Origin of the sequence: Cupriavidus sp. SK-4, from assembly GCF_000611125.1 — a bacterium.
In the GTDB taxonomy this organism is placed as follows: domain Bacteria; phylum Pseudomonadota; class Gammaproteobacteria; order Burkholderiales; family Burkholderiaceae; genus Cupriavidus; species Cupriavidus necator.
Window position 1 is genome coordinate 1 of sequence record NZ_JFJW01000082.1, and the last position, 13,758, is coordinate 13,758.

The following is a 13,758-nucleotide window of genomic DNA, read 5'->3' on the forward strand; positions in this document are numbered from 1 at the left end:
GCGGATCGCGGAATTAACGATCTGCAACAGTGGCCTACGTCACCGAACAGTTGCAAGCCTGGAAGGCCGGTACCCGACCGCCAGGCCATCTGGGCCTGATGCCGGCCGTCGCCAGCAAGCTGTCCGACAAGGATGTCGATGCCGTAGCCGCGTACTACGCAGCACTGGCCACTGTGCCGGCACAGGCCCCGGTCCAAGGCACCGGCAAGGCCGTACAGAACAACACCAAAGGAGCCAGGCCATAAGCACGCAGCCGCGACACGACGATGCCGCACCGAAGCGACGCATCAACGGTCTGGCCGTCTTCGCCGGTATCGCCGTTACTGTGGTATTGGGCGTGGCAATCGGCGCGAACGTGATGTTCGATCGTCTCCTGGATGCGCCGTTGGCCGGTGAATATTCGGAGAACGTCTCTGCCACGACCACCACCGAGGTAGCCGTGGCGCTATCGACAGCACCTGCCGCGACGAAGGTGCAAGCCGTCACCACCGCCTTTGCCCCGCCTGCCGAGGATAGCCTTCCCGAAGGGGACTACGGCAAGATGATTCGTTTGGGCGAAAGGATTTTCAAGGAGACAGGCAAGTACGCCCCCCGCTACGTGGGTAACGGCCTCAACTGCGTCAACTGCCACCTCGACAGCGGCCGCAAGCCCGACTCCGCGCCGCTGTGGGCCGCCTTCGTCCACTACCCGGCCTACCGAAGCAAGACAGGCAAGGTCGACACGCTGGCCTCGCGCATCCAGGGCTGCTTCGCGTTCAGCATGAACGGAAAGGCGCCACTGCAGGGCGATGAGATCATGACCGCGCTACAGACTTACGCCTTCTGGCTTGCCACGGGCGCGCCAGTCGGAAAGCCCATGCTTGGCAGCGGCTATCCCAAGCTCAAGAAAGCCGCTCAGCCCGACTACGCACGCGGCGAAAAGGTCTACATGCAAAACTGCGCACTGTGCCACGGCACCGACGGTCAAGGGCAGCGCACGGGGAATATCCAGGTATTTCCGCCGCTTTGGGGTCCAAAGTCCTTCAACTGGGGCGCGGGCATGCATCAGCTTGCCAACGCCGCCGGCTTCATCCAGGCCAACATGCCACTGGGCAAGGGCGGTACGCTCAGCGAGCAGGATGCGTGGGACGTCGCGATGTTCATGAACAGCCACGAGCGCCCGCAGGATCCGCGCTTCACGGGCTCGATCGAGGCCACCCGCAAGAAGTACCACGACACGGACGACTCGATGTATGGCCGTATAGTGAACGGGCATGTGCTCGGTAGCCCGTGAACTCGCCCCGGCTCATCCCTTCGCTACGGGTAACCTTTCCCCCGCGGCGCGAACATGAATATCCCCGCCCCCTGAGAATAGTTGCTCAAACAGAAGCCGAGCCGACGGATTGAAGAAGCGTTGACTGTGCCTAACGCTTTCCGTGGCCAGGCCCGCCACAGCGTGTTCGATTTCGGCATCGCATTCGTCGATGCACTGTTGATAGAAATCGTAGAGGGCAACCGCCTGTCTCTGCTCAGGCTGGTAATCCCAGGGCGGTTATTTATAATGACCGAACGCGTTGTGGCTCGCCGCGACGATGCTCGGAACGGCAGAGGCTCGCGTGGCACCGGCAGCCAGCCAGACGCGTCGAGCACCTCGACCGTCGGATAGCCGTCCGGCATCGGCTGTTCGAAATCCGGCAGTGCGGCGCAGCAGTGCGCCGGCGATCGGGCGGCGGTAGCGACGCACCCAGTGCGCAACCATGATCACGCCGCCGCTGTGCGCGACGACGATCACAGGCCCGTCGACGCATGCGATGGCCGCCTCGATCGCATCGACACGCGCCGCGCAATCGAGATCGTCGCGCCCCACCGGCGGCACGCTGACGACGGGGCTGTTCGCCGCGCGCAAGCGCGCCTCGAGCAATGTCTGCTAGTGATGCGCGACATGGTCGCGCAGCCCCGGCACAATGACAACCGTCGGCTCGTTGCTCGCCACGTTCATGTCCGTCTCCTCAGATCACGAAGACCGACGAGCCAGTCGTCTTGCGCGACTCGAGATCGCGGTGCGCCTGCACTGCGTCCTGCAGCGCGTAGCGCTGGTTGATCCCGATCCGGATGCGCCCTGCGGCGACATGGCCGAAGATTTCTGCCGCGAGCGCGGCCTTTTCCTCAGGATCGGCGATGTAGTCGGCGAGCGCCGAGCGTGTCACGTACGCCGAGCCCTTCTTCGCGAGGATAGCCGGATCGAACGGCGGGATCTTGCCCGACGCGGTGCCGACGCAGACGAGCAGCCCGCGGCGCTTCAGCGAATCGAGCGAGGCATCGAAGGTGTCTTTCCCAACGCTGTCGTAGACGACGGACACGCCGACGCCGTTCGTCAGCTCGCGCACTCGCTTCGCGACGTCCTCGCGCGTGTAGTAGACGATGTGGTCACAGCCATGCGCGCGCGCGACTGCGGCCTTTTCCTCCGTCGACACGGTGCCAATGACGGTGAGTCCAAGCAACTTAGCCCACTGGCAGAGAATCAGCCCGACGCCGCCCGCCGCAGCGTGCACGAGAATCGTCTCACCCGCCTGCAACGGCCAGATGCGGCGCAGCAGGTAGGCCGACGTCAGGCCGCGCATCGTCATCGCCGCGGCGATTTCACAATCGATGCCGTCGGGTAGCTTGATCAGCGGTGCAGCCGGAATCAGACGCTCGGTGCTATACGCGCCGAGCGTGTTCAGGAAGCCGGTGTAGGTCACGCGATCGCCGGGCGCAACGTTTGTCACGCCCGAGCCGATCGCTTCCACGACGCCCGCCGCCTCGACGCCCATGCCGCCTGGCAGCGGCATCGGGTAGAGGCCCGAGCGGAAATACGTGTCCGCGAAATTGAGGCCGACTGCCACGTGGCTCAGCCGCACCTCGCCCGGACCGGGCTGCCCGACGGCCACTTCCTCCCAGCGCATCACCTCGGGGCCGCCTGTCTCGTGAATCCTGATCGCATGTGCCATCTGTTTCGTTTCCTGTTCGTTTGTTTGGACGGCGGGACGCCGCCGTCGGTCTATATCAACGGGGGCCGATGTGTGTGTGCGGTCCGCCGACGCTGCGCCGGCGAAGGACCCGGGTTCAGAACGGCCGGTCGCCGATGATCGCCGCCCGGTCCATCTTCCGGACGCAGGGTGGATAATCCATTACTGCGTAGTGCTGGGTGCAGCGGTTGTCCCAGATCGCAACGCTGTTCTTCTTCCAGCGGAAGCGGACCTGGTATTCGGGGATATAGGCCTGGCTGATCAGATAGGCGAGCAACTGGCCGGAGCCCGGGTTGCCGTCCTGCCCGACGCGCACGCGCGCGGACGTCTTGTAATTGACAAAGTGCGTCGTGAAGCTGTTGACGAACAACACCTTCTCGCCCGTCTCAGGGTGCGTGCGCACCACTGGATGCTCGGCGTCCGGGTACTGCGCCTTCAGCGCCAGACGTTTTTCGATCGGCATCGAAGCGCCGAAGCTCGACTGGATGCTGTGGTTTGCATGCAGATCAGCGATATCGTCCTTCACGTGCTGCGGCAGTTGCTCATACGCGAGTGCCATGTTCGCCCACATCGTGTCGCCGCCAACGTCCGGGCACTCGACGCAGCGCAGCACGGCGCCCATTGGTGGCGCCACGCGCCACGTCGCGTCGGTGTGCCACGAATTCTCGCGGCGGTCGAGCGGCTGGTCCGGCGACTTGTAGATCTGCACGAGGCCCGGATGCTCCGGATCGCTGCCGACGATCGGATGATCCTCAAGCTGGCCAAACCGGCGCGCGAATGCAACGTGCTCGGCGCGCGTGATGTCCTGGTCGCGCAGGAACAGAACCTTGTGCACGAGCAGCAACGCCTTGATCTCGGCGAACAACGTCGCATCGCGCGATGCATCACCGAGATTGACGCCTGACACCTCGGCGCCGATGGAACAAGTCAATCGTTCGACCTGCATAGCCATTTTCCTTTGAGAGTGAAAGTCTGGTGCGCGAGCATGCGTGGACGCCTGCGCAGACCGCTTTCGCATTTCGTTCGCCTCATCGAGGCCGTGTTTGAGCTTTTCAACGCTTCCGTCGCCGTGCTGACCACCTCCCGACGAACGATCCGGGCGAACCGCCTCGACAACTGCGGCCTTGTGAAAGGATTGTGGGAGTTCCGTCGCATACCCGCCTGTCAATACACAAGAAGGACTTATCATTCTGTGCCCGCCTTCTATTCACCGAACAGATCGTGATGCTGACTGTCCGGTGACGGTACTTCGCGAGCCGTGCTCATCGCTCATCCCTTCATCTGGTCGCCCGTGGCATTGGCGTGAAACATCCGGAAGCTGAGCGCGTCCGGCACGCGATTCGCAGGAATCAACCCATCACGAAGCGCTGCCCATCATCCACCGAAAGCGTCGCCCCCGTCATGAAATCACTTCCCGGCGATGCAAGCAGCAGCAACGCACCGTCGAGCGCTTTGGGCGTGCCGAGCCGTCGGCGCGGCAGTCCTTCGACAATCTTCTTGCCGGCCGGCGTCTGAAACAGCGCGCGATTGATGTCGGTCTCGATGTAGCCCGGATTGATCGCGTTGACATTGATGCCGTAACACGCCCATTCGTGAGCCATCGATCGGGTCAGATACTCGAGTGCAGCCTTGCTCGCGCTATAGATTGACAGATTCGGCGTGTGCGTTTGCGCAGCAAGCGAGCAGATGTTGATGATGCGTCCCGGCAACGTGCTGGCGACCAGCCGTCGCGCGAACGCCGTTGCCGTGAGAAGCGCGGCCTTCGTATTGACGCCAAACACACGGTCGAACAATTGCGCGTCGACATCGATCAGCGCGGCGCGACCGCCCGCTCCAGCATTGTTGACGAGCGCCCAGAGCGGTGCCATGGTTCGCTGGATTTCGTCGAACGCGAGAGCAACTGCCTCCTGGTCCGTGACATCGACCGGAAAGTGGCGCGCGACGCCGCCATCCCGCACGATCATGTCTTCTGTCTCGCTCAACGGATCGGGCCGCCTGCCCAGCAGCGCGACCTGCGCGCCAGCAGCGGCTAGCGTGCGCGCCGCCTGCCGGCCCAGGCCCGACCCTGCGCCCGTGACCACGACCGTCAGACCTGACAGATCGAAGTAACGGGTGACAATACTCTCATTTATCGAACTCATTGTTATCCTCAGTTTGGCTTTGTGTGCCGTGCCGGGTGCGAGCGCAAGGTCGCGCCCCGCGTGCCCCCTCCGCTGACTTACTGCGAGAAACTCGAGAGATCCTTCGGTTCGATGCCGTTCTTGTGGCAATGATCAAGGTAGCGGCGCATCGCGGTGCGCCAGTTTTCTGTCGCGACCACGTTGCCATTTTTGTCGAGATAAAGCAGCTCGCCAGAGACAACATTGAACGTGACAACTTCACTTTCCGACACGGCAATGGGCGTATGGCTCGTGGCAGCAGTCTCGTAGACCACGCTCCCTTCCCTTGCGACCCAATCGTGCTCCAGATACTTCCAGCTACCCCGAACCGTATAGACGATCACGGTGCTGGTGTGGTGATGCGTGGCGAGTTTCGCGCCCGACGGTATCTTTAACAGGCTGATCGTTTCGCCGCGGACCGGATCGATCTTGAAGTACTTGATTTGCACCTCGTCCGAATATGGCGCGTAAGGCATCCAGGGAAGGTCTTCATCATTGAGACAACCCGTATCGATAGTTTCAAACAACATTTCACACATTCCTCATAGAAAATCCCACGCCTCTGATGCGTGACTCGGGCATTGTCGTCTTCAAATCATCCAGGGCCGGTTCCTTTTTTCCCCGCCAGTGGCACCTGGCCATCGTTCGGTCATGAGTCCTCGAATGGACTCTTCTGCCCGCGGCCACTCGCCGTGGCCTGAGGCCGGATTCAGATGCCCGACCTCGCCGAGTTCGACGAAGCGACTGCCCCACGTCTGCCCGAATTCGCGGGCGCGATCGAGACGCGTCAGGAGGCTGGCTCACCATACAAGCCGAATGCCACAGTGCATTCATTTGCTCAAGGCTAATGAATGCACCATGGCTATCTCACAGCAAATGCTTGGCAGCACGTTGGTAAAAATCAGCATGCTGGCTCCCTCTGCCCGTAACAGTGATGCAGCCGGGAATCGGATGGTGAGTTAGGCGCTCAGACCGTCTTGAGCAGATACCCCTGGGTTCCGCCCTTACGATTGGGGGCAAAGCCGTTGGCTTCCAGAGTTTCCTCGACGGTGTCATAGAACACGCCGATCTTGCAGATCTCACGTGCCTCCTTGGCACTTGCAATAGGACGGCCGAACTCGCGCGAAATACGTACCAGTTGCTCGATCTGAGACACACTACTAGCCTTACCGTTGCGCTGCTGGTTCCAAACACCGTCTTCAATACCGCAGCGCACATGCAAGCCCATGGCGATACCCATCATGTTCACCGGCAGCACGTTGCGCTGGTTGCTTTCCACGGTCAGCATGGCTCCATCTGGCACATCACGAACGATATTGGCGAGGCTATAGATACTGGGCTTGTCAAAGCCGCCGCTGAGTGCTACCCAATTCATTACCAGCGGGCCCTTGTAGATGCCGCGGCGCATCAGGCGCTCCACAGTCTCGAAGCTGTTGATGTTGTAGCATTGAAAGGCGCTTTGGATACCTGCCTTGCTAAGACGGCGAATATGCTCCTCCACCCAACCCGGACCAGAGGGAACGATCATCTCCTTGTATGCGTTGTAGTAGGCTGGAACGCCCCGCGAAAGGCCCGCGTAGTCTGCGTCTTCAGCGTGCTCGGTAACATTCATCAAGGTCGTGTTGACGGTAACGGTTACCTGGTCTGGTTTGGGATCCAGTTCGGCCAGCATGTGGCGGGTGTCGTCGCTCAGCCATTTGGCGGCTTCGCCTTCGCCTTCGGGGGCAAAACTGATGGAGCCCCCCACCTGGATAATCATCTCGGGCACGGCCTTGCGCACGCCGGCAATCAGCTCGTTGAACTTGGACAGGCGCTTGCTGCCCTTGCCATCCGGTTCGCGCACATGCAGATGCAGCACGGTTGCGCCTGCGTTATAACAATCCACAGCCTTTTGGATCTGTGCTTCCATAGATACGGGGATGTCCTCAGGGAAGTCTGAAGGCAAATAACCGGGCGCATATGGCGCAGCGGTAATAACCAAGGGTTGCTGGTTTTCTGGATACAGGTGGCCGTCAAGAAAGTTCATTATGAGTCCCCTATTAAAAATTAGATCAACGGATTTCGCTTGCAAGATTGTCATGGCAGCAGAAAGCATCGCCACAACTAAATCTCAATCTTCGTGGTATTTGGATAAATCTTGCCGTGAATAGCGTATGCTGTCACCATCGAAAGTCGAGAGAATTTTTACTTTAAGTCAATTCAGAAAAAAACCATTTTCCAAATCACGCTATCCATTTTTCATTTTGCGACAGCATCAGCCACCTGCGCGATTTCTCTGTTCAACTCGCGCGAGATGCGCACCAGCTTCTCCATGGGACGTTCTCTCCTGAGAGTGCAGTAATTTAGTTTACCGATTAGTATGGCGCCGACCATCGTGTCAATCGACTTGCAATCCGGGAGAGGTCAACATGAGCGGTTTCTTGGCGCTTATTCAGGCTGATAGTTAATGGACTTCAGGAGCTCTGCCTGATTCTTGTAGGCCTGCTTCAGATCGGCTGTCAGCTCCTCGGTTGTGGCATTGCTTCCAGGCTCCATGCCCATTTCACGCAGCTTTTTCTGGGTATCCGGCTGCGCGAAGAATTTCAGCGAGGCATCACGAATCGCTTGCTGGGCTTCGGGCGGCGCAGCGGGATTCGCCCAAACGCCCATCCAGCCAGTAGTATCTGCAAGTTGCGGATAGCCCAACTCTTTGAATGTGGGCACATTCGGCAATGCAGATGCACGAGTTGGGTAGTTCACGGCCAGCGCCTTAATCTTGCCAGCCTTGATGAGCGGCAGCGACGTCAACAAGCCATCCATCATCAAGGGCACATGCCCTCCCATCAGATCGGTCAGCCCAGGCGGCGATCCCTTGTAGCCCACATGCCTCATCGAAATGCCTAGCAGTTGCCCCAGCAACATCCCCGATGTATGGGCACGCATACCCGTCGCGTAGGAAGCAAACGACAGGCCGTCTTTTTGCGCCTTGCCATACGCGGCCAACTGCTGCAGGTTGTTGACCGGCAATTCATTGTTGGCGACCAGCACCAGTGCGGTGCGGCTGAGCTGTGCCAGCGGCTTCAGGTCCTTGAACGGCTGGTAGTGCACCTTGGTGGCCAGCGGCGTTTCGCTGACGGCACCGCCCTGGATCACCAGAAAGGTCGAGCCATCCTTGCCGCTATTGATCAGATCGCTGATTGCCAAGGCTCCAGCCGCACCCGGCTTCGATTCGACAATCACGGGTCTGCCCAGCTTCTGGTGCAACCCTTCGGCCAGCACGCGCGCCACCGCATCGGCGGTACCGCCTCCGGGCCCCCCTACGACCAGGCGCAGGGGCTTGCTCGTCCAGCTCACCTGCGCATGCGCGGCAGGCACGCCGCACGCCAGCCCCAAGGCCGCCGCCAGCACCCAGCGACGCCCTTGCATTCTGCAATTCTTGTGCATATGGTCTCCTCTCATTTTCTTGTGCATATGGTCTCCTCTCATTTCTGCAAAATCATTGCGGCGGCTGCGCCATCGAACAGTACGCGCGGAACCTTGGCATCGGGCTAAGGTCCTGCAGCGCGGGATAAGCAGGCAGCTCTTGCGTTGAGAGCTGCCCTGATGTTTGCTCAGTCAGCGGTGCTGACATACTCTCAGTGTGCACCTCGGAGATCAGTGAGCTGCGTCGAGCTGCGCAATCAACTGTTCGGCCATCGGCCATGGGCCGTAGCCCGATGCGGGGTTCAGGTGACCGACCTTGCCCAGGTCCGTCGTGTCGCTGCCCCAGGCTAGTGCGAGTTCGAGAACCCTGGGCAGCTCGCCCAGCGGATCGTCCTGGCTAGTCGCGACCAGGCTTGGAAACGGTAGCCGCTGGCGCGGTACCGGGAGCCAACCGCTGGCCTGTATCGCGGACAGTGTCGGGTAGCCTTCCGGCATGGGGCGTTCAAAGTCGGGTGGGCATGCCAGAAGCGCGCCCTTGATTCGTGCCGCGTGTGCGGTTGTCAGGGCCCAGTGAGCAAGCATGATGCAGCCGCCACTGTGGGCGACCAGCACGACAGGCCCGTCGATGTCTGCCACTGCCTGCTCGATCGCCGCGACCCGGCGGGAGCAGTCAAGATTTTCCCGTCCCATGGGCGGCACCGTACGGGCATCGGGCAACCGCTCCGCCAGCAATGTTTGCCAATGCTCCGCAACCTGGTCACGCAGACCGGGGACGATGAGCACAGTAGATGTTGTCATGATGGAATTCCGTTTGAGCTGGTGCAGGACGCGAGCTTGCCAACGGCTCGCGTCCACTCCTGATATTGGTATGCAGTCCTGCACCACACGTTGGCCCCCATGGAGCCAAGGTCAGCATCCGAAGGATACTTCGGCAACGTCGACATCGATGTATCATTTGGGACATACAATGTCTAAATTGGGACACAACCATGCCACAGCACATCCCCCTGGTCCGAAGCGCCAGCCTTGCCGGCTACGCGGAACTGGCGCGCTACCACGGACTCAATCCGGACGGCCTGTTGCGCAAGGCAGGACTGAATCCCCGCAGCCTTCTCGACCCGGACACACCTATCAGTGTCGCAGCAGTACGCCGGGTACTTCAGGACAGCGCCCAGGCGGCAGGTGTGGAGGACTTCGGGTTGCAACTCGCCATGAACCGGCGACTGTCCAACATGGGGCCGATCAGCGTTGTGATGCGGGAAGCACCAAATGTGCGGCAAGCGCTGGAGAGCCTGTGTCGATACATGCGGCTGATCAATGCCACGCTGTTGACCAGCATTGAGGACTACGAGGAGGCTGTGCTGATTCGAGAAAAGATGCTGCCCACCGGCAGGCTCCCAGTGCGGCAGTCGATTGAAATGGCAGTGGGGGTGCTATACCGGACCATCGAAGAGCTATTGGGGCCAACATGGCGTCCCCGAAGCGTTTGTTTCGAGCACCGACCACCGCGCAATGCCACATGTCACAAGACACTGTTCGGCGTCGCCGTCGAGTTCAATGCGAGTTTCAACGGCATCGTCTGCGCCGCACGGGATCTGGCTGTACCGATACCTGGCAATGACTACCGCATGGCGCCATATGTCCGTCGATTTCTGGATCAGGCGCTTTCTGATTCGGTTGAAAGCGCGACGCACACCGTTCGACATGTCGTTGTTGCCATGTTGCCCAGCGGAAGGTGTACGTCGGATCAGGTGGCAAAGCACCTTGGGGTAGATCGCAGAACCTTGCATCGCCGTCTTTCTGCAGAGGGCGTAAGTTTCTTCTCCTTGCTTCAGTCGATCAGGGTTGAGCTCGCGTCCCGCCAGATACTCGACAGCGACCGCTCACTCGCCGAACTCGCAGATCTTCTCGGATTCTCAAGTGCCAGCGCTTTCGCCTTCTGGTTCAGAAAGCACTTTGGCATGACCGTTTCAAAGTGGAAACAACGTTCATTGGCCGAAGAAGAAAGCGCATCATCAAACCGCAGCTGATCTGTGCCGCCTGATACCGATCGCTGTTTCGAAACATATTGGCGTCTGGGGCTATTACTGTCGAATGAAAAAACCCGGGCTGAAAATAACCAATGTGTATTGTCTAGGATTTCTACTTAGACGGAGACCAGCCCGCGGACATCGTCCTGTGACAGCACCTGGATGTGCCCGGCGTCCTCCTCGAATCTGAGGTGCAGTGCCCATAGTTCGATCAGCGCCGCGAAGACCGAAACGGCAACTTCCTCGGGCAAGTGCCCCGAGGAACGCACCGTCAACGAGGCGGGGCTGGCGCCGGCGGTTGTGCCGGCATGAGAGCTGGCTTTTGCCAGGGCACAGCGATAAGCACGAACCGTAGAACAAAGGAAAGTTGGGTCTTCCGCAATTTGTGTGACGACGGCGAACTGGCGTGCAGGATCTTGTAACGTGAAACGGCGGTCGCTGACGCACGAGGACCTGCTGGTCTACGAACGCTTCCTGGCCGACCCGCAGCCCACCGCGCGCTGGGTGCTCGCCGGCAGCAAGAAGCTCGGCCGTGGCCACCCGGACTGGCGCCCGTTTGCCGGGCCGCTGTCGCCGGCGAGCGTGCGCCACGCGCTGGTGATCCTGAACGCCCTCTTTGCCTGGCTCACCGAGGCCGGCTACCTGGCCGGCAATCCGTTGGCGCTGGCGCGCCGCCAGCGCACGCCGACGCAGCCACGCATCACCCGCTACCTGAGCCACGACCTCTGGGACGCCGTCAAAGACACCGTCGCAGCGATGCCGGGGACGACCGACACCGCCACCGCGCGCGGACGGCTGCATGCGGCGCGCTGCCGCTGGCTGTTGAGCGTGCTCTACTTGGGCGGACTGCGCGCGGCCGAAGTCACCGGCACGGCCATGGGCGCCTTCTTCTGCCGGCGCGATGCGCAGGGCATCGAGCGCTGGTGGCTCGAGGTCACCGGCAAGGGCAATAAGACCCGGCTGGTGCCGGCGACCGACGAACTGATTGCCGAACTGGCGCGCTACCGCCGCGCTGCTGGCGCCGACGCCGCACCCCGGCGAGACGCGCCCGCTGCTGCTGCCTGTGATTGGCCGCAAGGACCGGCAGCACGACCGTCAGCACGAAGAAAAAGGCCTGTCACGCGGGGCGCTGCACCTGATTCTGAAGGAAGTGTTCGGCCTGGCCGCCGCGCGCCTCCGCGCGCGCGGGCCCGACTGGGAGGCGCAGGCCGCGGTGCTGGCCAGTGCCTCGGCGCACTGGCTGCGCCACACCGCCGGCTCGCACATGACCGACCGGCAGGTGGATTTGCGTTACGTGCGGGATAATTTTGGGCATTCGTCGATCTCGACCACGAGCGCTTACCTGCACAGCGAGGATGCGCGGCACGAGGCCACGCAGGAACGTCATCGGATTGGGTGGACCCACAAGACATAAGGCCCGCCGTCTTTCCTTAATTACAGCAAGCCAGCCCAGAGCCTGCCCGCGCTTTGTAATTTCACGATGATGAAATTCTATTTGACCTCACAAGCACACCCGCCGGACCTCATGAATGGAAGACCCCACCTCCCACTGTCACGGACACACCGACTGTGGATCCGCTCGGGTAGGTGCGACTGCCCTTTGCTGGCGGCCTTTCTGGTGGCGGGTCGCTACTGCCAATTAATTGCCTTAACAACGCCGCTTGCGGAGTGCTGATTGGCCAGCGTTCTCCTCCTTTTCAGTCCGAGGGCTTCTGGCCGAGATTCGCAAATATCTTAAGCTCCACATATTTGCGAATAGCGGACCCTCAATCGCCCCGAGATAGACAGACCTCCCAAAATGGGAGAACCAAAGGATGCGGATCATTGCGCGGCGGACGCTGCGAGAGTTTTGGGAGAGCGACCCCGCGTATGCGGATGCGATATCACCCCTCACGGAGTGGTATCGCCACATGGAGAAAGTGACATATGCTACACAACAGGATGTGAAAGCCGAACTACGGACAGCCAGCATCCTCAAGGGTGGTCGCGTGGTGTTCAACATCGCCGGGAACAAGTATCGCTTGATCCTGGCTATCGACTATGAACGCCAGATCGCGTGGGTCCGTTTCGTTGGCACCCATGCCCAATACGACAAAGTTGACGCGGAGAGCGTGTGATGGATATCAAGCCCATTCGTACCGAACTAGACTACGACACCGCCATGGAGCGCATTGGCCAGCTATGGGGCGCGCCGGTTGGTTCGCCCGAAGGCGATGAGCTGGAAGTCTTGTCGATCCTCGTGGAACGCTACGAGGAAGAGCATTACCCTATGCCGCCATCCGATCCGGTCGAGGCCATCAAGTTTCGGTTGGATCAGCAGGGCCTCACCACGCGCGATCTTGAGCCGTTCATTGGCTCCAGTGGCCGCGTGTCTGAAGTATTGAACCGCAAGCGCAAGCTCAGCCTGAGCATGGTCAAGCGCTTGCACGATGGCCTGCGCATCCCCTACGAAAGCCTGCTGTCGTAGGCGCGCGGGCACCAGGCAAACGGCAGAGGCACCGAACGAATGCAATTTGCAGTGAGCATTGCCGGCTACGGTGGCAAGCCCAGGTCCGCTCCAACTCGCGCTCGCGTGCCGTCGCGCCAAGAGTCAAGAAGTTACCGTCGCGCGCACGGGTTGCCGCCCACCCCGCTTTGCCCGGGGAGACGCGCCCGCTGGTGTTTTCCGGTCATGGGCCGCCACTAGGGGCGTGACAAGGCCCTGTCACAGCGCCGGCTACCGCGACCAGATTCGGGAACTAGCAAGGGACCTGTTCCTCACATTCGGCCAGCGGCCAAGTGCCCAGTGGGTCGTGAGTTTGCTGGCGGATAATGGGCGGTCGCCGAGCATGAGCACGGCTCAGGAAGAGATCAACGGCTTCTGCGAGAACCTGCGAAAGACGGCCCGGATCCGGATCCAGCGTCCAGACGTCCCTGAATTCCTCCTGGACCATTTCGGCCAGGTGGCTTCTGACGTGTGGCAAAGCGCAGTAGCGCAGTCCGCAGTACGCCAGGTGCTGGCCATCACCGAGCAACGAGATTCGACGAGCTGGCGGCACGCAACACAACGCTTTCAGGTGAGCTTGAGCTGCTTCAGCAAAAGGTTGCTGAGCTGCATCAGTCAGTTGCAGCTGAGAGAGTTGGCCGGGTTGCAGCTGAGGCGCACGCTGCGGATGAGTTGATCGATCAACTGCTGGCTCA

At 60.8% G+C, this 13,758-nt stretch carries 15 protein-coding genes and 1 pseudogene; 7 read left to right on the forward strand and 9 right to left on the reverse strand.

The features are described from left to right. Positions 1–29 precede the first annotated feature (29 nt). Together CF68_RS17745 and CF68_RS17750 are read left to right on the forward strand one after the other, a co-directional pair. Positions 30–245 carry a hypothetical protein gene (locus CF68_RS17745; protein WP_035821140.1) on the forward strand — a complete coding sequence of 72 codons (216 nt, stop codon included), beginning with the start codon at positions 30–32 and terminating at the stop codon, positions 243–245. Positions 246–358: 113 nt separating this feature from the next. After that, positions 359–1,273, forward strand: coding sequence for a c-type cytochrome (locus tag CF68_RS17750; protein ID WP_084187285.1), 915 nt, complete (start codon positions 359–361; stop codon positions 1,271–1,273). Positions 1,274–1,531: 258 nt separating this feature from the next. Here the strand turns inward: CF68_RS17750 and CF68_RS36280 are convergent, their stop codons facing one another. The 9 genes from CF68_RS36280 to CF68_RS17790 form a co-directional block, all read right to left on the reverse strand. Further along, positions 1,532–1,900, reverse strand: coding sequence for an alpha/beta hydrolase (locus tag CF68_RS36280; protein ID WP_084187287.1), 369 nt, complete (start codon positions 1,898–1,900; stop codon positions 1,532–1,534). 88 nt (positions 1,901–1,988) lie between these two features. Further along, positions 1,989–2,969, reverse strand: a complete 981-nt coding sequence (locus tag CF68_RS17760) for a quinone oxidoreductase (protein WP_035821144.1) — start codon at positions 2,967–2,969, stop codon at positions 1,989–1,991. 115 nt (positions 2,970–3,084) lie between these two features. Next, the gene (locus CF68_RS17765) at positions 3,085–3,933 is read right to left on the reverse strand and encodes a TauD/TfdA family dioxygenase (protein ID WP_035821146.1); all 849 of its coding nucleotides are present in this window, start codon (positions 3,931–3,933) and stop codon (positions 3,085–3,087) included. 403 nt (positions 3,934–4,336) lie between these two features. Beyond that, complete coding sequence (locus CF68_RS17770) at positions 4,337–5,128, reverse strand: SDR family NAD(P)-dependent oxidoreductase (RefSeq protein WP_051591572.1); 792 nt, start codon at positions 5,126–5,128, stop codon at positions 4,337–4,339. A 77-nt stretch (positions 5,129–5,205) separates the two neighbouring features. Next, positions 5,206–5,676 carry a 2,4'-dihydroxyacetophenone dioxygenase family protein gene (locus CF68_RS17775; RefSeq protein WP_035821148.1) on the reverse strand — a complete coding sequence of 157 codons (471 nt, stop codon included), beginning with the start codon at positions 5,674–5,676 and terminating at the stop codon, positions 5,206–5,208. A gap of 60 nt (positions 5,677–5,736) precedes the next feature. After that, on the reverse strand, positions 5,737–5,937 hold the full coding sequence (locus tag CF68_RS36285) for an alpha/beta hydrolase (RefSeq protein WP_369798885.1): 201 nt from the start codon (positions 5,935–5,937) through the stop codon (positions 5,737–5,739). Between the two features lie 176 nt (positions 5,938–6,113). Then, the gene (locus CF68_RS17780; protein WP_035821150.1) at positions 6,114–7,172 is read right to left on the reverse strand and encodes a 3-keto-5-aminohexanoate cleavage protein; all 1,059 of its coding nucleotides are present in this window, start codon (positions 7,170–7,172) and stop codon (positions 6,114–6,116) included. Positions 7,173–7,573: 401 nt separating this feature from the next. Further along, positions 7,574–8,569, reverse strand: coding sequence for a tripartite tricarboxylate transporter substrate binding protein (locus CF68_RS17785; RefSeq protein WP_035821151.1), 996 nt, complete (start codon positions 8,567–8,569; stop codon positions 7,574–7,576). Between the two features lie 210 nt (positions 8,570–8,779). Further along, entirely contained in the window at positions 8,780–9,346 is a 567-nt protein-coding gene (locus tag CF68_RS17790) for an alpha/beta hydrolase (protein WP_035821153.1), read from the reverse strand. Between the two features lie 191 nt (positions 9,347–9,537). Between CF68_RS17790 and CF68_RS17795 the strand changes: the two genes are divergently transcribed. The 5 genes and pseudogenes from CF68_RS17795 to CF68_RS17815 all read left to right on the forward strand — a co-directional run bounded on the left by CF68_RS17795 (position 9,538) and on the right by CF68_RS17815 (position 13,739). Next, on the forward strand, positions 9,538–10,578 hold the full coding sequence (locus CF68_RS17795) for an AraC family transcriptional regulator (RefSeq protein ID WP_035821155.1): 1,041 nt from the start codon (positions 9,538–9,540) through the stop codon (positions 10,576–10,578). 435 nt (positions 10,579–11,013) lie between these two features. Next, positions 11,014–11,992, forward strand: a pseudogene (locus tag CF68_RS38440) (tyrosine-type recombinase/integrase); the annotation flags it as partial. A 400-nt stretch (positions 11,993–12,392) separates the two neighbouring features. Then, complete coding sequence (locus CF68_RS17805) at positions 12,393–12,695, forward strand: type II toxin-antitoxin system HigB family toxin (protein ID WP_035821157.1); 303 nt, start codon at positions 12,393–12,395, stop codon at positions 12,693–12,695. Then, a complete protein-coding gene (locus tag CF68_RS17810; RefSeq protein ID WP_035821158.1) occupies positions 12,695–13,045 on the forward strand; it encodes a type II toxin-antitoxin system HigA family antitoxin in 351 nt (116 codons plus the stop codon). Before CF68_RS17805 ends, CF68_RS17810 begins: the two co-directional genes overlap by 1 nt. Positions 13,046–13,406: 361 nt before the next feature. Then, the gene (locus tag CF68_RS17815; protein ID WP_035821160.1) at positions 13,407–13,739 is read left to right on the forward strand and encodes a hypothetical protein; all 333 of its coding nucleotides are present in this window, start codon (positions 13,407–13,409) and stop codon (positions 13,737–13,739) included. The last annotated feature ends 19 nt before the right edge of the window (positions 13,740–13,758 follow it).